Source organism: Lysinibacillus sp. G1-3 (genome assembly GCF_056322905.1).
In genome coordinates this window covers 137,272-155,347 of sequence record NZ_JBWHYQ010000014.1, presented here as the reverse complement: position 1 = coordinate 155,347, position 18,076 = coordinate 137,272, and the positions used below count along the sequence as shown (strand labels likewise).

Sequence of the window (18,076 nt, the reverse complement as noted above, 5' to 3'; positions counted from 1 at the left end):
CTCTTTTTTTAATAGTAATCATTACGATTTATTTTTTTGAACAGTTTCTATAATAACGTACATCTTAAAAAAGCACAAGAAAAAATGACCCTCGAAAATTAATTCTTTTTCGAAGGCCATTTTTCAGGTACTGGATCAAAGCCACCTGGATGGAATGGTTGGCATTTTGATATACGTTTAATCGTTAAATAGAATCCTTTAATGGCACCGTGTTTTTGAAAAGCTTCAAGTCCATAAGAGGAGCATGTAGGATGGAAGCGACAGGATGGCGGTGTCATGGGTGATATAAATTTTCTGTAAAACTTAATGAGCCATATAAAGGGATATTTCATATTTTTTTGTCCTCTTGTTGAGCGTTGGATTGCTTAGGCTTAGCATCGATAGTTTGTGTAAAGAAATTGCTTTTTTTCTTCAACAGGACAATGACAGATACGCCAAACATAAGCATCATCATTGCGATCATAATGATTATTGGTAATGGTACTCCCATTGCGTTCACTCCAAATTCTACTTGATAATAATATTATAAAAGAATTGCTAAAAAAAATGTACAAATTGAACTAGTCATCATCTCGATGAAAGCTTTGCTGAGGTTTTTCGTCAACTGTATGTTTAAAAGCATACGCACGATTGACACTAATAATAGTCGCGACCGTTATTAATACAACGATGATTGCGGCTACAATTAAGAGTGTGACTAAACTCATGGCATTCACTCCGTTCCTGATTCATCACTTCCTATTATAAAATAGATAAACTTACTTAGTTGTGAAGGAAGTTTGACATTCCAGCGAATAAAACAGTACTTTTACCGCCATACTATGGTAAAAGGAGTGTTTTGTAAAAATGGATCGTCAGCGTGTATATTTTTCACTTGCCAATAGAACATATTATACAAATCCATATGCAGGACCGTGGAATTTTGAGCTCAATGTAGACCGACAAGCATTAGATGTATTTGAAAAAATATTTCAGCAAATGCAGATGTTGGAGATTGCGAATGCGTGGCGTGCGCAATTGCCATATATCCAATATCATCTTGATAGAGAAAATGATGAAATTGATTTACGATTAAAAAAAATCTATGCACTAGTTCATGAATATGGGGATGCGGATACAAAGGCATTTGTGGAGCAACTTCCTTATTTCAACAAACGTGCTTAAAAGTTAAGGTCACTGAATACTTCAGTGATCTTTTTTATTTAAGAATTAATTAGTGAAAACTACTTTTATTGTACTTTCAATTATAAAAGGCTGTTTTCTCAAAGATCGTTGCTAATAACTCTCATTCATGAAAATCAAACTTAATGACATGATATTTACACTTTGTAAATATTGGAGTTGAAAAAGTAGTGAATTTTATTTGTTGATTGTAGCTACATGATTACACTATAGTGAAAATAAAAGACTATCACCATAACACCGAAGAATACCAATCTCTATTAGTAATTGATTGGGCTCAGTGTGTGAAATAAGCCTTTAACATGAACAAAGGAGTTGATGAGCATGTTCTCATTTACAGATTTAAATGGTTTACGAGTGGATTTAAGTTTTATAAGAGGCGTATTGGACGTTGAGCCTAAGCATGTACTTGTTTTATTAAAGCATGAAAATAAGTGGTTATGTACGATTCATAAACGCCGTGGTGTAGAGGTTCCAGGTGGAAAGCTAGAACCTGGGGAAACATTGGAGCAGGCAGCGGTTCGGGAAGTATTCGAGGAGACTGGTGTTCATGTAAAAAACCTTAGATGGTTTGCTGAATATGCCGTTCATGATGATAGTTTATTTTGTAAAACGGTCTTTACTGCACAGTTTGCGGGGCAGGAGGACATTGATTTTGATTTAGAAACTTCAGGGATGACTTGGCTAACAGATGAAGAATTTACTAATCATCCAAATTTAAGTTTTCATATGAAAGATGAAGGAATGAAGAAAATGCTGGAGGAGTTGAAACATTATGACCAATGGTAAGATCGTTAAAAAACGTCCTTATCCTTCGCCCAATCCAGCTATTCGTTTAACGGAAATCACGTATATGTCACAGGGTCTACGTGTGAAGGGATTATTAGCGGAACCTAAGGCAGAAGGTACATATGATGGTTTTTTATATTTACGTGGAGGGATGCAAAGCATTGGTATGGTTAGACCTTCGCGTGTCGCTCAGTTTGCAGCACAAGGCTTTATCGTTTTTGCCCCATATTACCGTGGCAATCGAGGTGGAGAAGGTCGAGATGAGTTTGCAGGAGCTGATCGTTATGACGCTGTATACGCAGTAGACGTACTAAAGCAGTTCTGTAATGATAATATTCATGTCTTTGGTTTTTCACGTGGCGGTATTATGGCACTTTGGACTGCAATCTTACGTAGAGATATTACATCTGTTGTAACATGGGCAGGAGTATCTGATGCAACAGCTACATATTGGGAGCGAACAGATATGCGCCGAATGATGAAGCGTGTAATTGGAGGGACACCTAATCGTGTACCAGAAGCTTATGATGCCCGAACACCACTTTTTGAGGTAGAGCATATGACAGCTCCTGTCCTTATTATTCATGGCTATCGTGATGAAAATGTAGATATTGAACATGCTAGACAGTTAGAATTTTATTTAAAAGATGCCAATATATCATATGAGACATGGTATGATCATCGCTACGCTCATCAGTATCCGCCTGCCAAAAATAGAGAGACAGTACATGCACTTTGTGAATGGATGAAACGACAATAGATGAAGATCGGTAAAATTAGTTAATTAACTCCATTTTGATTAACTCTTTTTCAAAATGGAGTTTTTTTGTTAGAAAAACTGCTCAGGTAGCCCAAAAAACCGTTCAGGTGCTTTACTGTAGGCACATGAACGGTTGGAAAAAGGAAACTTACTTTACGTATTTCACTAAAAAGTTATTAATAGTTTCCCAGTACGAATCACCAGCAACGCTTTCTGCACTGCCATGTCCAGCACCTTCAACTATCATTTTCTCCTTCGGTACATTGGCAGCCTCATATACTTCATTTAGCATATAAGATGGCACAAATGTATCATTACTTCCATGAATAAATAACATCGGCGTTTTCGATTTGGCAACTTGCTCGACAGTATTAGCTTCACCAAGCGTATAGTCAGCTCTTACTTTCGTAACAATTGAAGAGAAGTGCATAATAGGAAAGGCCGGTAAATGAAAGATTTCTTGTAATTGGTAGGAGAATTCATCCCAAACCGAGGAATAACCGCAATCCTCAATTATAGCTTTAACATTGTTAGGTAGATCTTCTCCTGAGGCCATCATCACTGTAGCACCTCCCATGGAAATACCATACAAAATAATTTCAGCGTTTTTATCTGAATTGGTAACATTATTAATCCATGAGACTACATCAAGCCGATCGTGCCAGCCCATCCCAATATAGTCACCCTCGCTTTTTCCATGAGCTCTTGCATCTGGTATGAGAACATTGTAGCCTGTATCATAAAAATGCTTAGCATACTTTGACATTTGTGAGCCATCAGATGAATATCCATGGAAAACAATTGCCCATTTATTTGTTTCGTTTGTATTTTTAAGCGTATAGGCATGTAATTTCAAATCATCAAAAGACTTTACATAAGAATCCTGGTAATTCTCCTTAAACCATTTTTCACTCTCTTCTTTTTCTTTTGCTTCCTTAGGATTAACAGCGATTGAATTGTGCGGTGCATCAAGCACAGCTGATTTATCTGTATTAGGATTTAAGGCGAGATTATAAAAATAATTCCCTGCAAAAAATCCAGCACCAACAAACAATACTAATAGAAGACTGACAATGGTAATAATCACTTTATACTTTCTTTTCATATATTTCCTCCTAAAACTACTATTATGAATTATACACAAAGTTACCAATATGAAAAGTGGACTTTTCTAAAATAGGGGAAAATAAAAAAGGGAATGACTTGAATCGATCCCTTTGTATGTTGTCGAACTACTATTAATTTAGTGTGGCTCTTCGGCAAAAATGAGGGATTGATTTCCGCTCCGACTGGGGGCGTCCGATGAGCCGCTTCGCTTCGCTGCAGGGTCTCGGGCCAACAGATGTTTTTTGCGCGAAAGCGTAGTGTTAACGTAACGGCAGCAACAGGGTTTGGTTTTGTTTTTGCGAAAGCGCAGCGACAGCAACAGCAGGATGTTGGTCACGAAGGCGTTATCACAGGACTTGATGCTTTTAGCCTTCGTTCCTCTATATCGCTGATCCCCAAGGAGTCGCCCAGTCTCCGCTCCAATCAATCCATTCACTCAGCGTGTATCTTCTGGCATGCTACTGTAATTAAAAGTGTTAAAACGCTAATGTTTTGAATACGAAATGGAAGCGGCAACAAAATGCAAGGCAGTGGAAGTGGCTAGATACAAAGGATAGCGAGTAGTCTAGTATGGAAATCTCTCTCATTTTCATAAAAATTTTCTCTTTCAACAAAAAAGGGAACGACTGAAATCGTTCCCTTTGCTTAGTAAATTATTTTAATGGACCACCAAGGTTTGTGATAGCTTCAGAAACATTTGAGAATTTCTTGAAGTTTTCGTTGAATAAACCAGCAAGTTCAGCAGCTTTTTTATCATAAGCAGCTTTATCTGCCCATGCATCACGAGGATTAAGCACTTCAGTTGGTACACCCTCAATAGTAGTTGGGATGTTTAAACCGAATACTGAATCTTGAATTGTTTCAACATCAGTTAATTTACCATCAATTGCAGCGCGCACCATTGTACGAGTGTAAGAAAGCTTCATACGGCTACCAGTACCATATTCGCCACCAGTCCAACCAGTGTTCACTAAGAATACTTGTGCACCGTGCTCGTCAATTTTTTGACCTAACATTTCAGCATAAACTGTTGCTGGAAGTGGAAGGAATGGAGAACCGAAGCAAGTAGAGAATACTGGTTCTGGCTCTGTTACACCACGTTCTGTACCAGCAAGTTTAGATGTGAAACCGCTTAGGAAGTGGTACATTGCTTGCTCTTTTGTTAATTTACTGATTGGAGGTAATACACCAAATGCATCAGCTGTTAAGAAGATGATTGTTTTTGGGTGACCAGCAACAGATGGATCAACAATATTTTCAATGTATTGAATTGGATAAGCTACACGTGTATTTTCTGTTAATGAACCGTCATCATAGTCACAAACACGAGTTTCTGGATCAACAGCTACGTTTTCTAAAACAGAACCGAAGCGAATTGCGTTGTAGATTTCTGGTTCTTTTTCAGCAGAAAGGTTAATTGTTTTTGCGTAGCAACCGCCCTCAATGTTGAATACACCGTTATCAGACCATCCGTGTTCATCGTCACCGATAAGCTTACGATCAGGATCTGCTGATAAAGTAGTTTTACCAGTACCAGATAAACCGAAGAATAATGCAACATCACCAGCTTCACCAACGTTTGCTGAGCAGTGCATTGAAAGGATGCCTTGTTGTGGTAATAAGTAGTTCATAATACCGAAAATAGACTTTTTGATTTCACCAGCGTATTCAGTACCACCGATTAGGATGATTTTCTTTTCAAGTGATACAATGATGAATGTTTCAGAAGCAGTGCCATCAACGGCAGGGTCTGCTTTGAAATTAGGAGCTGAGATAACTGTGAAGTCAGCAACATGAGAAGCTAATTCCTCTTTAGTTGGACGGATAAATAATTGATGAGCGAACAGATTGTGCCAAGCATATTCATTGATTACTTGAATGCTTAATTGAGAATCTTTGTCAGCACCAGCAAAGCCTTTGAATACGAATAATTCGTCCTGTTCTTTTAAATATTTTACTACTTTTACATATAAGTTATCGAACACTTCAGAAGAAATTGGTCGGTTAACTTTTCCCCAGTCAATTTTATCTTTTGTGCTCTCTTCTTCTACCGTATATTTATCTTTAGGTGAACGACCAGTGTATTTGCCAGTTTCTGCACGAACTGCGCCATCTACTGTTAACATAGCTTCACCACGAGAAGTAGCTTTTTCAGCTAATTGTGGTACTGAAAGTTGAACATTAATGTTACTGCCGCTTAATAATTCCTTCAGTTCGTTTGCAATTTCTACTGAATTCATCGATTAAATACCATCCTTTTTTATAGTATTCCCTTGAGTCTGAGGGAGATTTTCTTAATTTCAAAAATAGTATAACACAATTGCTTAAATAATCTATACTAATTCAGAAATTATTTTTCAGATTTTATTACTTTTCAAGAAAACGACAAAAAGTAAATTGATTCGTTTTGATAATGCTTTTTACCCTATTTATTATAAGTGATCAGTCAATCACTTTCGACACAGCAAAATTGTGTTCTAGAAGCTTTTGGCTTATATGAGGTTCGCACAGGATGTGAAGTTTTCAGCTTGTTTTTTATTAGTTGGAGCTTGTCTTCGATTGAAAAGGGGCTACAATCATTTTCATCCACCACATGTTCCGTAGCTGACGCTTTGCTTTCACTACAAAATGTGCTGTAAAGGGTTACACATATGTTAACACATGATGTGAGGTGGAGAGTAGGGATTATTTTGTTTGAATTTACAGGATAATACAAATGAGTTTCATAATAATGGTATAACTGTAGCTAACGCTTTGCTTTCGCTATAGATAAACAAAGCGTCCGGAATCGGTTTTGTGCTTATGCCTGTAGACGTTATTTTGCGAAAGCGCAGTGTTAACGTAGTGACAGCAATGTGTTTTTGTCTTTGCGACAGTGACAGCACGAGAGCCGACATGATTTTCGCTTTCGGTAATGCTACAGGACGTGGCGTTCTTACACTGAGTTTCCCTATTTTAGCGGGTGTTTGGGCACTCGCTGAAAGAAGTTAAAAATATTTGACAACGTTCGACCTTTTCCGTATTATGAGATATTGAACGGATACTCTTATCCCGAGCTGGTGGAGGGTCAGGCCCTGTGAAACCCGGCAACCTGCATGAACTATTTCACGACATGCGCTGGTGCCAACCTGATGCAAGGGAAACCCCTTGAACGATAAGAGTGAAAGGTTACGAAGTCATTATTCCTTTCCTCATGTAAAGTAAGCGTGAGAAAAGGATTTTTTTATTGTTAAAAACGAATGTAAAGGTAAGTATATAGTCCTTTCCTTATTATAATGACGGATCTTTCGAAAACCTCGTGTTAAAAGCAGTAGTTGTTTTTTATGCGAAAGCGTAGTGAAACGTAGCGACAGCGACAACTGCTTTAGAGTTCAATCTATAGGAGCGGGCTTGACATGGGTAATGAGTACCGTATTAATTCGCAAATATTATTTGTAAAAGTAATTGGAGGAAAACCAAATGACAAAACGTCGACTGTTTACATCAGAAAGTGTAACAGAAGGACATCCAGACAAAATTTGTGATCAAATCTCGGATGCCATTTTAGATGCTATTTTAGCAGAAGATCCAAACGCACGTGTAGCGTGTGAAACAACAGTAACTACTGGTTTAGTATTAGTAGCAGGAGAAATTACTACGTCTACTTATGTAGACATTAAAGGTATCGTTCGTGATACTGTAGCAGAAATCGGTTATACACGTGGGAAATATGGCTTTGATGCTGAAAATCTAGCAGTACTTGTTGCTATTGGTGAACAATCACCTGATATTGCTCAAGGTGTTGACCAAGCATTAGAGGCACGTGAAGGCTCTATGACAGACGCTGACATTGAAGCAATTGGCGCAGGTGACCAAGGCTTAATGTTCGGTTATGCATGTAACGAAACACCAGAGCTTATGCCGTTACCAATTAGTTTAGCGCATAAATTGGCTCGTCGTTTAACGGAAGTACGTAAATCTGGTGAACTAGGTTATTTACGTCCAGATGGAAAAACACAAGTAACAATTGAGTATGATGAAAACAATGTACCAGTGCGAGTTGATACGATTGTCATTTCTACACAGCATGACGAAGAAGCTACACTTGAGCAAATTCAAGCAGACTTAAAAGAATTCGTTATTGCTCCAGTTGTTCCGAGTGAATTATTAGATGCCGAGACTAAATATTTCATCAACCCAACTGGCCGATTCGTAATTGGTGGTCCAAAAGGAGATGCTGGTCTAACTGGACGTAAAATCATCGTTGATACATACGGTGGCTATGCCCGTCATGGTGGTGGTGCTTTCTCTGGTAAGGATGCAACTAAGGTAGACCGTTCAGCGGCATATGCAGCCCGCTATGTGGCAAAAAATATCGTAGCAGCTGGTTTAGCAGATCGAGCTGAAGTACAACTAGCTTATGCTATTGGTGTTGCTCAACCTGTATCTATTGCTGTTGATACATTCGGGACAGGAAAAGTTACGGAAAGTGAAATTGTAAAATGGGTACGCGAGCTATTTGACCTACGCCCAGCAGGGATTATTAAAATGCTTAACCTTCGTCGCCCAATTTATAAGCAAACTGCAGCATATGGTCACTTCGGTCGTACAGACTTAAATGTACCTTGGGAACAAACGGACAAAGCAGACGCATTAAAAGAAAAAGCAGGTTTATAAACTATTCAGCTAAAGTAATAAAGTAGTTGGACAAATATTTTAAGATACTATTACAGAAAGGGGCTTAACATGCTATTGCCCCTTTCGTTGTTTTTAACTTCTTTCAGCGGGTGTCTAAACACCCGTTGAAAGAAGTTAAAGCCCCCGGTGGATGTCACGGAATCAGAAAAGAGTGCTTAGGGGATGTTAGCCTAAAACCATCGCATTCATGCGATAACGACTAACTGACCTACATCGGTAAAAGGGACATGTCCTGTGGCATTACCGAAATGACCGACATCGTGTCGGCCCTCACGCAGGCCTAAGCACAAAGCCGATTCCGGACGCAATTATGCCGAGGCATAATTGATCAAAAAATAAGCGACATATACAATCACGTGGGGATCGGTTGTCCAAGCAACGTGGAGCTGCTTTGATTTAGTTGAAAGAACTATTTATTTTTTGGTTGAAGAGATTTATAGTATTGGCCTTTTTCTACATATTCATGTATGATGCGTTCCATATCTTCTATATCTTCATCATTTAATTCTCTTACAACTTTTGCGGGACGCCCTAATGCTAAGCTATTTGGAGGAATGACTTTGCCTGGAGGAACAAGGCTACCCGCCCCAATAAATGCACCCTCTCCAATCTCCGCTCCGTCTAATATGATAGAGCCCATACCTATTAAGGCTTTCTTACGAATCGTACAGCTATGTAAAGTTACTTGATGTCCGACTGTTACCTCATCTTCGATAATTAGTGGATATTTAGGGCTTTGATGCAAGCAACAGAGGTCTTGAATACTAACTCTTTTTCCGATAATTGTCGGTGATACATCCCCTCGAATAACTGTGTTAAACCAAATAGTTGTTTCAGCACCTATTGTAACGTCACCAGTTATGGTCGCATAATCGGCAATAAATACAGATGGATCAATATTGGGTGTTTTACCTTTAAATGGATAGATCATGAGAATCGCCTCTTTTCTTTCTATGATGTAATATTATCGTATCAAATACGCAACTTGATGGAAATATTAAATTAAAATGAGCTAGATATTTCGTTATAATCATTGTGTAATTATTTTTTTAGGAGGACTATGTGAAATGTGGAAATGGGAAGCTGATGGACAAGCAAAGGCTGTGGTTGCAATTCTTCATGGTGCATATGAAAATCACCGCTGGTATGCATGGCTTATAGAAAAATTAAGATTGGAAGGCTTCCACATAGTCATGGGGGATTTACCTAATCATGGAGTGAATAAAGGATTTTCAAATGTTCACGATGAAGATTTTAAAGAATACAACAAATATACAAGGCATTTGATCGAGAATGCTTTTTCGTATAATCTACCTGTCTTTTTAATAGGACATGGGCTTGGTGCGACACTATTACTACATACCATGCAAAAACGAAAATATGAATGCGCAGGAATTATTTTAACTTCACCATGGCTTCATTTAAAGCTACTGCCAGGTAAATTATCAAATGCTTTAACTAGTTTAAGTGCCCTGACTGCAAATGTGAAGCTGACTCATGAAATTACTATAGAAACTTTAACGCGCAGTGTAGAAGGTAGAGATGAGATGAAGGATGAAGTTCCTTTTTCGTCAGTTGTTTCAGTGAAATGGTATCGAGAACTACAGCAAATGATGCGCAATTTAGTGTTATTGCCTAAGGCAGAATTCCCTAATAGACCTATGTTAGTGATGACAGCTGAAAAAGATAATATTACTGAAACTAAACAAACTCGTAATTGGCTTCATCTGCAGGACTTTACAGAGTTTCAATTTAAAGAATGGGCAAACAGTTATCATAATCTATTTCATGAAGTAGAGCGTGATGAGATTTTTGTTTATATACGTGATTTTATTAATAATGCTCTTCGAAACATTGGCTATATAATTAAGTAGTGAATGACCTCTCCAATTAACTAGAAAATTACTAACTTTTTGTTACTTGAATATAATGTTGTAATTTTCTGAAAAGTGTAATACTATAATGACCTAAAGTATTATTTTTCAAATTGGAGGGGTAAAATGGAAGCAATCGTTGGGAAAATGAATGAGATTTTATGGGGACCGTGGTTTATTTATGGCATTTTGTTAATTGGGCTCTTCTTTTCAATCATTACAAGGTTCCTACAAGTAAGACACATTAAAGATATGTTTGTTTTAATGTTTAAAGGCGAAAAATCGGAAAAGGGGATTTCATCTTTCCAAGCAATGTCTATTGCATTATCTGGTCGAGTAGGGACAGGTAATATTGCCGGTACAGCTACAGCAATCGGGATGGGGGGACCTGGTGCTGTTTTTTGGATGTGGGCAATCGCCTTTATTGGTGCGGCAACTGCTTATGTTGAGTCGACATTAGCTCAAATTTATAAAGAAGAGAAAGATACAGAATATCGTGGTGGGCCAGCTTTTTACATAGAAAAGGGAATGGGGCAAAAATGGTTTGCTGTCATTTTCGCTGTTGCTGCATTAGCTGCCATGTTAGTGTTGATGCCGGGTGTTCAATCAAATGCAATTGCGACAGCTGTTGAAAACGCTTTCTCTGTTGACACTTGGATTACAGGACTTATTATTGTTGTATTATTAGGTACTATTATTATCGGTGGGGTAAAATGGATTGCCAATGCTGCACAGGTCATTGTACCGTTTATGGCATTAGCATATATTCTTATGGCCATTGTCATTATCGCAATGAATATTAAAGAAGTACCAGCTGTATTTTCATTAATTTTTTCTAGTGCATTTGGTGCGCAAGAAATCTTCGGTGGTATTGTTGGCTCCGCTATTGCATGGGGGGTTAAACGTGGTATTTATTCAAATGAGGCAGGGCAAGGGACAGGTGCGCATCCGGCTGCTGCAGCAGAAGTATCACACCCTGCTAAACAAGGTATCGTGCAAGCGGCTTCTGTATACATTGATACATTATTAATTTGTTCAGCTACTGCATTTATGATTTTATTTACTGGCATGTACAATGTACAGGATGAAAAAGCTGCAGAAGGCACTGATTCATATGTTTATGTTGGTGATTTCAATAAAGGTGGATTAACTGGAGATGAGCAAGTAACATTTGCGAAAAGTATTAAAGAAGGTGCAGCATATACACAATATGCAGTTGACTCTTCATTACCAGGCTTTGGTGGACCATTCGTAGCGATCGCATTATTCTTCTTTGCTTTCACGACGATTATGGCATACTACTACATTGCCGAAACAAATGTGGCTTATTTATTCTCAGGAACTACAGAGAAGGTCGTCATTTGGCTAGCTAAATTTGCAATTTTAATTGCTGCGTTTTACGGTACTATACGTACTTCCGACCTTGCTTGGGCTATGGGGGATGTTGGATTAGGACTAATGGTTTGGATTAACGTTATAGCGATTTTAATTATTATGAAGCCTGCTATAGTTGCATTAAAGGACTATGAGAGACAGAAAAAAGAAGGAAAAGATCCTGTTTTTGATCCTCGTAAACTAGGAATTAAAGGTGCAGATTTCTGGATTGATTATAATGAAAAACGTAAAAATAAATAGATAATAAGATAGGAAGCTGTCTAATAGATTGAAAGATTCTATTAGATAGCTTTTTTGTTTTGTCTTTCCCGCGCTATCAGGGATATCCTCTTTTCTAAATTAAAAGGCACGATTCCAATGAGTTATCGGAATTGTGCCTTAAATAAATTATCAAGTGTGTTGATTAAACATTTTTATCTACTCAAATTACTTAGATGGCTCTGATTTCCGCTGCGGGCTACTCGCTTTGGTGCTGCCGCTACGCTTTCGCACAGATAAAACAATTGGTGCTGCCGCTGACGCTCGCCCGCAGGAAGCCTTGCTCAGCGCGAAAGCGTCGAGCCGCTTCCTCGGCTGCGCTCCATGCAGGGTCTCGTCTGTCTCGCTTTCCTGCGGGAGTCGAGTAGCCCACCGCTACAATCAGTAAAATGGACATCCATTAGCAAAGTATCAACAAAAAAATCCTTTTATCAGTCAATAATAAACCTAAATTTTCCTAATCAACATGCATGTAAAATTTATATTAAATTATCTAACTAACTTAACGAATAATTTTTCATTTTTTCTAAAGCAATTACAAAAGGTGGATCATTTTGTTGATTTAAAAACTCGTATTTTAAAACATGTACACATTTTTGGGGAAGTTGACTGACATAGTCAATCACAGCATCTCGCTCTTCCTTCCCGCCCGGATGACCATGATAAATGACGAGGACAATAAGACCCCCTATTTTTAGCATCTTTAGCAAATCATCAATTGCTTGTATCGTCGTATTTGGCTGTGTAATGATGTCGTGATCGCTACCAGGCAAATAACCAAGATTAAAAATTGCAGCTGCAACTGGTTTGTGGACATAGTTGACTACTTCTTCATGCCCTCTATGTAAAACAAGTGCACGATGCTCTAAGCCATTATCTAAAAGGCGATGGAGAGTGGCATCAACAGCGCTCTTTTGAACATCAAAGGCGTATACTTGTCCTTCATCGCCGACAAGCTGTGCTAGAAACAAAGTGTCGTGGCCATTTCCAGCTGTGGCATCTACTACAGTGTCGCCCTCTTCAACAGTATCTTTTATTAGCTGTTGGGCATATTGTAAAACTCGTTGTAGCTTCATTTGTCATCCTCAGCTTTATAAAATTTTCCTTGCCAGCTTCCGCGGCGTTCAAGCTCAGCATCAATTCCATTTAATACTTCCCATTTATTAACACTCCACATCGGGCCAATCATTAAATCAATTGGTCCATCGCCTGTAATACGGTGAATAACCATATCTGGTGGTAGAATTTCAAGTTGATCGGCAACAAGCTTTGTATAAACATCTTGATCTAAAAATTCTAACATTCCTTTTTCGTATTGCTTAACCATTGGAGTACCTTTTAAAAGATGCAGTAAATGTATTTTAATACCTTGTACATCAAGCTTTGCGACTTCACGAGCAGTTTCCATCATCATGTCAGAGTCTTCGAGAGGAAGACCATTAATAATGTGTGAGCATACACGAATACCATGTTTTCGTAACTTTTCAACACCTTCCACATATGTTGCATAATCGTGGGCACGGTTGATAAGATTGGCTGTTTTTTCATGTACAGTTTGAAGTCCTAATTCAATCCATAAATAGGTACGCTCATTTAATTCAGCTAAATATTCAACTACATCATCTGGCAGACAATCTGGGCGTGTTGCGATGGATAATCCGACAACCCCCTCTTGGGCTAATGCAGCTTCAAATTTTTCTTTTAATACTGGTAGCGGTGCATGTGTATTTGTATACGCTTGGAAGTAAGCCATGTATTTGCCATCTTTCCATTTTTGATGCATTTTGTCACGTATTTCAGCAAATTGCACCTCGATAGGATCAACTTTGTTGCCCGCAAAATCACCTGAACCTGCAGCACTACAGAACGTACAACCGCCAAAGGCAACTGTACCATCACGGTTTGGGCAGTCAAAGCCTGCGTCTAGTGCTACTTTAAAAACTTTATGACCAAATTGCTCACGTAAATAGCGATTCCATGTATAATACCTCTTCCCGTCTGATGGAAAAGGAAAGTTTGTTTCTGTCATTTATTTCACTCCTCTAAAACTATATTTTATCACGTGCTGGTGTTTCCGTCATGAGGGAAGAATTTAATAATATGTGGATGTACTATGAGAGGAGGCAATCGAAAAGTACATCGACCATCGTATATCATCAGGAGGCCCCAAAAAACTACACAAAAAATATTCTAATGCATATGTAAAAAGAGTAAATTTATTTTTCTTGTGCTTTTGTATGTTTAAACATAAACTAACTATTTAGAGTAGCGAAATAATGGAGGACATTCTATGCCAAAAAGTGTTTGGTTTTTAATTATTGGTATGCTTGTGAATACGACGGGCAACTCTTTTTTATGGCCTTTAAACGCCATTTATATGCATGATTATTTAGGGAAGTCGCTTGCGATGGCTGGCTTTGTGTTGATGTTGAATTCTGCTGCTGGCGTATTAGGGAATCTCTTAGGTGGTTACTTATTTGATAGAATAGGTGGCTATAAATCAACAATGTTTGGCATTCTTTTGACGATTGCATCATTAATTGCTTTAACGATTTGGCACGGCTGGCCACATTATGTGTGGATTTTAACGATACTCGGCTTTAGTGGGGGTATTGTATTCCCAGGAATGTTTGCTTTAGCTGGTACTGCGTGGCCCGAGGGTGGACGAAAGGCTTTTAACGCAATTTATTTAGCTCAAAATTTAGGTGTAGCAATTGGTCCTGCTCTTGCGGGTGTTGTTGCTGCTTATCAATTTGACTACGTCTTTAAGGTCAACTTAGCCATGTATATTTTGTTCTTTTTTATAGCATTTTTTACTTTTAAACGATTAGAAGCGGGGAGCATTGCGCCGAAGAATGTCGTGAGTGAAAGTAAGAGAATAATAAATAAAGCACCGTTTTTTGCATTATTAATTATAAGTTCTTCCTCTGTACTATGCTGGGTAGCTTATTCACAATGGAGTGCGACTATTTCTGCCTATACACAAGATCTAGGGTTAGGATTGAAACAGTACAGCTTACTTTGGACTATTAATGGTCTGCTTATCGTTTTAGGGCAACCGCTAATTGCGCCGCTAGTGAAACGTTGGGAAAATAATTTGAAGCGTCAATTAGTATTTGGCGTTGTCCTTATCGCGATATCCTTTGGAATCATTGCGTTTGCAAGCGATTTTAAAATGTTTGGAGCAGCAATGGTCGTGCTAACTTTTGGTGAAATGTTTTATACGCCTGCCTTACCTACAATCGCCAATCAACTTGCACCAAAAGGGCGTCAGGGCTTTTATCAAGGGATTATTAATAGTGCAGCAACAACTGGTCGTATGATTGGCCCTCTATTTGGTGGTATTATGGTTGATCAGTTTGGTATGATTGCACTCGTTTCAATTCTAGTAATAATTGTATTGCTTGCGATTATTCCATGCCTTATCTATGATTATCCTTTACGAAAGAATAACACTGCGACAGATTAATAGATAAATTTAACAAAAATATTTTCAAAACGAGCAAAAACCGTGTGGGAAACACGTTTTTTGCTCGTTTTTTAATGTTTGACATTGAAAGTTAGCTTATATTAGCGTACAATCAACTATACATATTCAAATATTTGAATATATGAATATGATTCATGGAGGGATTTATGTGGAAGATTTGCAGCAATTTAAGGCAGATTTTTTTAAAGCTTTAGCACATCCATTACGAATTAGAATATTGGAATTACTAGTAGACGGTAAGAAAAATGTCAATGAAATTCAAAGTTACTTAGAAAAAGAGGGCTCAGCTGTTTCTCAGCAGTTAAGTGTATTACGAGGCAAAAATATTGTGTATGGAACGAAAGAGGGGAAAAAAGTTTATTATTCTTTAAGCGATCCGATGATTGGAGAGTTACTTGGCGTCGCAAAAGAAATTTTTAATAATCACTTAATAAATACAATTACAAGATTAGAAGAAATGACTATTAATGAAGATAATGAAGAGGATATGTAAACTGGGGTTTTTACGAAACATTTACCTTGCTATTATTTTGAAGGGAAGATTTATAGATGAAGTCACTGTTTACAGGGCGATATGAAGGATATTCTGTTCATCATTTGAAGAAAGATTTAATCTCAGGGACAATTGTCGGGATTGTAGCAATACCACTGGCAATGTCCTTTGCCATTGCGTCAGGTGTTAAGCCTGAGTATGGAATATATACAGCTTTTATTGCTGGCATACTTATTTCTCTTTTGGGTGGTTCGAAGTTCCAAATAGGGGGACCTACAGGTGCCTTTGTGCCAATTTTATTAGGGATAGTCATTTCGTATGGCTATGAAAACTTACTAATCGCTGGATTAATGGCCGGGATTATTTTGTGCTTAATGGGTATTTTTAAACTAGGCTCATTAATAAAATTTATTCCCCGACCCGTGACAATTGGATTTACAGCAGGAATAGCCGTTATTATTTTTACAGGTCAAATTGCTAATTTCCTAGGTTTAACAAATATTAAACGACATGAGTATTTTATTGACAATGTAAAAGAAATTGTTATGCATATTGGTACGACAAACTTTTATAGTGTTTTAACGGCGATCATAAGTCTTATCATTATTTTAATAACACCGAAAGTATTACCTAAAGTTCCAGGAGCGTTAGCGGGAATTGTTGTTTCTACACTAGTGGCAACATTCTTTTTTTCTGGACAAGTTGCCACAATCGCAACAGCCTATGGTCAAATTCCTAATACACTACCAAATTTCGCAGTTCCAGATATCACATGGGAGCGTATTCAGCTACTTATTGGACCAGCTTTTGTGATTGCGATGCTTGGTGGAATTGAATCACTTTTATCTGCTGTGGTAGCGGATGGAATGACAAATACAAAGCATAATAGTAACCGAGAACTTGTTGGTCAAGGGATTGCTAATATCGTCACTCCTTTCTTTGGAGGGATCCCTGCGACAGGCGCTATTGCTCGTACTGCGACAAATATTAAAACAGGTGGAGTATCACCAATATCAGGTATTATTCACGGTGTATTTGTATTAGTCACTTTATTATTACTTGCGCCTTTTGCTTCACATATTCCATTAGCTAGTATGGCTCCAGTTTTAATGGTTGTTGCTTGGAATATGAGTGAGCAAAAGCATTTTGCACATATTGTTAAATTAAAATCAGGAGATTCCCTCGTTTTAATCATTACGTTCCTTCTTACTGTTTTTACAAGTTTAACATTAGCTGTAGAGGTGGGGCTTGTACTAGCGGTCGTATTATTTGCAAAGCGTATGAGCGAAAAGCTTGTCGTAACAAAGGTTTTACCGGATCATTCGAAAGAGAGTGGAAAGGTACAATCACATGTTGTTCATCAAAAACGAGACTGTCCACAAATTAGTATTTATACAGTTGAGGGTCCTCTTTTCTTTGGCGCAGCTCAAACCTTTGAGCAGGCAATTGTAAGTTCTATTCAGCACGAACAAAAAGTTTTAGTATTACGCATGGGTAAAGTACCTTTTATGGATTCAACAGGTGAGTCGTATTTTAGTAATGTCATTCGGAATTTTAAAACACAGGGTGGCACTATTTTAGTTACAGGAGTACAAGACGAATTAAAAAAGGCACTACAGCACAATGGCTTATATGATGAAATTGGTGAAGATAATTTCTATCCGCATACAGGAGAAGCGATTAATAAAGCTTTAAGCTATTTAGATACAAATAAATGTATTGGCTGTAAGCATTTCGCTTTCCGTGAATGTCAGGAGCTATCCCGCAATAAGGGGCAGTAATAATAAATGAACTGCCCCTAATTGCCCGATTGGTGAAGACTAATGATCAGTGGGGTACAGAAAACACCCCACTGATAAAGTTTCACTTTATCCCGCAATAAAGGAACGCAATTATGCCGAGTATGAGTATCTTTAGACAAAACTTTCATTTTACATAGTAAATTAGAATTCGTTTTTAAATATATTTCGAGGGGTATCATAGCGGGAATCTTCTTTGAATAATTATAGAAGTATGTCTACAAATAGGCTCCGTAAAATGTGACAAAACTT

The 18,076-nt window shown here is 37.9% G+C and carries 18 protein-coding genes and 1 riboswitch; of the genes, 10 read left to right on the top strand and 8 right to left on the bottom strand.

Annotated features, from left to right (window positions below; translation table 11 throughout):
- Positions 1-98 precede the first annotated feature (98 nt).
- The 3 genes from yidD to ytzI form a co-directional block, all read right to left on the bottom strand.
- Positions 99-332 (bottom strand): membrane protein insertion efficiency factor YidD, encoded by a 234-nt coding sequence (gene yidD / locus ACVYAD_RS16330; RefSeq protein ID WP_053485074.1) that lies wholly within the window; start codon positions 330-332, stop codon positions 99-101.
- Positions 329-490, bottom strand: a complete 162-nt coding sequence (locus ACVYAD_RS16325) for a hypothetical protein (RefSeq protein WP_197140193.1) — start codon at positions 488-490, stop codon at positions 329-331. The genes yidD and ACVYAD_RS16325 overlap by 4 nt, the downstream gene beginning before the upstream one ends.
- A 70-nt stretch (positions 491-560) precedes the next feature.
- Positions 561-707, bottom strand: coding sequence for a YtzI protein (gene ytzI, locus ACVYAD_RS16320; protein WP_349659119.1), 147 nt, complete (start codon positions 705-707; stop codon positions 561-563).
- A gap of 139 nt (positions 708-846) precedes the next feature.
- Here ytzI and ACVYAD_RS16315 point away from each other — a divergent pair, with 139 nt between their 5' ends.
- From ACVYAD_RS16315 to ACVYAD_RS16305, 3 genes are all read left to right on the top strand, one after another.
- Positions 847-1,164 (top strand): transposase, encoded by a 318-nt coding sequence (locus ACVYAD_RS16315; protein WP_197140191.1) that lies wholly within the window; start codon positions 847-849, stop codon positions 1,162-1,164.
- Positions 1,165-1,506: 342 nt separating this feature from the next.
- Complete coding sequence (locus ACVYAD_RS16310) at positions 1,507-1,971, top strand: NUDIX domain-containing protein (RefSeq protein ID WP_476427147.1); 465 nt, start codon at positions 1,507-1,509, stop codon at positions 1,969-1,971.
- Complete coding sequence (locus ACVYAD_RS16305; RefSeq protein ID WP_432760131.1) at positions 1,955-2,731, top strand: alpha/beta hydrolase family protein; 777 nt, start codon at positions 1,955-1,957, stop codon at positions 2,729-2,731. The genes ACVYAD_RS16310 and ACVYAD_RS16305 overlap by 17 nt, the downstream gene beginning before the upstream one ends.
- Before the next feature lie 148 nt (positions 2,732-2,879).
- On the opposite strand, the gene ACVYAD_RS16300 is transcribed toward ACVYAD_RS16305, so the two are convergent.
- Positions 2,880-3,836 carry an alpha/beta hydrolase gene (locus ACVYAD_RS16300; RefSeq protein WP_476427146.1) on the bottom strand — a complete coding sequence of 319 codons (957 nt, stop codon included), beginning with the start codon at positions 3,834-3,836 and terminating at the stop codon, positions 2,880-2,882.
- Positions 3,837-4,073: 237 nt separating this feature from the next.
- Here ACVYAD_RS16300 and ACVYAD_RS16295 point away from each other — a divergent pair, with 237 nt between their 5' ends.
- On the top strand, positions 4,074-4,334 hold the full coding sequence (locus tag ACVYAD_RS16295) for a hypothetical protein (protein ID WP_476427145.1): 261 nt from the start codon (positions 4,074-4,076) through the stop codon (positions 4,332-4,334).
- Between the two features lie 157 nt (positions 4,335-4,491).
- On the opposite strand, the gene pckA is transcribed toward ACVYAD_RS16295, so the two are convergent.
- On the bottom strand, positions 4,492-6,078 hold the full coding sequence (gene pckA, locus ACVYAD_RS16290; protein ID WP_349659123.1) for a phosphoenolpyruvate carboxykinase (ATP): 1,587 nt from the start codon (positions 6,076-6,078) through the stop codon (positions 4,492-4,494).
- Positions 6,079-6,881: 803 nt separating this feature from the next.
- Positions 6,882-6,999, top strand: a riboswitch (SAM riboswitch).
- A gap of 298 nt (positions 7,000-7,297) precedes the next feature.
- Between pckA and metK the strand changes: the two genes are divergently transcribed.
- Positions 7,298-8,494 carry a methionine adenosyltransferase gene (gene metK / locus ACVYAD_RS16285; RefSeq protein WP_349659124.1) on the top strand — a complete coding sequence of 399 codons (1,197 nt, stop codon included), beginning with the start codon at positions 7,298-7,300 and terminating at the stop codon, positions 8,492-8,494.
- Positions 8,495-8,924: 430 nt separating this feature from the next.
- Here the strand turns inward: metK and ACVYAD_RS16280 are convergent, their stop codons facing one another.
- Positions 8,925-9,446, bottom strand: coding sequence for a gamma carbonic anhydrase (locus ACVYAD_RS16280; RefSeq protein WP_349659125.1), 522 nt, complete (start codon positions 9,444-9,446; stop codon positions 8,925-8,927).
- Positions 9,447-9,582: 136 nt separating this feature from the next.
- Between ACVYAD_RS16280 and ACVYAD_RS16275 the strand changes: the two genes are divergently transcribed.
- Positions 9,583-10,389 (top strand): alpha/beta hydrolase, encoded by an 807-nt coding sequence (locus tag ACVYAD_RS16275; protein ID WP_476427144.1) that lies wholly within the window; start codon positions 9,583-9,585, stop codon positions 10,387-10,389.
- Positions 10,390-10,515: 126 nt separating this feature from the next.
- Positions 10,516-12,024: an alanine/glycine:cation symporter family protein gene (locus ACVYAD_RS16270; protein ID WP_349659127.1), complete on the top strand. Its 1,509-nt coding sequence runs from the start codon at positions 10,516-10,518 to the stop codon at positions 12,022-12,024.
- Positions 12,025-12,539: 515 nt separating this feature from the next.
- Here ACVYAD_RS16270 and mnmM read toward each other — a convergent pair.
- Both mnmM and mnmL read right to left on the bottom strand, forming a co-directional pair.
- The gene (gene mnmM / locus ACVYAD_RS16265; protein WP_476427143.1) at positions 12,540-13,118 is read right to left on the bottom strand and encodes a tRNA 5-(aminomethyl)-2-thiouridylate-methyltransferase MnmM; all 579 of its coding nucleotides are present in this window, start codon (positions 13,116-13,118) and stop codon (positions 12,540-12,542) included.
- Entirely contained in the window at positions 13,115-14,071 is a 957-nt protein-coding gene (mnmL, locus tag ACVYAD_RS16260) for a tRNA modification radical SAM protein MnmL/YtqA (RefSeq protein ID WP_079561670.1), read from the bottom strand. Before mnmL ends, mnmM begins: the two co-directional genes overlap by 4 nt.
- Positions 14,072-14,332: 261 nt before the next feature.
- Between mnmL and ACVYAD_RS16255 the strand changes: the two genes are divergently transcribed.
- The 3 genes from ACVYAD_RS16255 (at position 14,333) to ACVYAD_RS16245 (ending at position 17,806) form a co-directional block, all read left to right on the top strand.
- Positions 14,333-15,511: an MDR family MFS transporter gene (locus ACVYAD_RS16255; protein WP_476427142.1), complete on the top strand. Its 1,179-nt coding sequence runs from the start codon at positions 14,333-14,335 to the stop codon at positions 15,509-15,511.
- A gap of 148 nt (positions 15,512-15,659) precedes the next feature.
- Entirely contained in the window at positions 15,660-16,025 is a 366-nt protein-coding gene (locus ACVYAD_RS16250; RefSeq protein ID WP_476427141.1) for an ArsR/SmtB family transcription factor, read from the top strand.
- A gap of 56 nt (positions 16,026-16,081) precedes the next feature.
- Complete coding sequence (locus tag ACVYAD_RS16245; protein WP_476427140.1) at positions 16,082-17,806, top strand: SulP family inorganic anion transporter; 1,725 nt, start codon at positions 16,082-16,084, stop codon at positions 17,804-17,806.
- Positions 17,807-18,076: the final 270 nt, after the last annotated feature.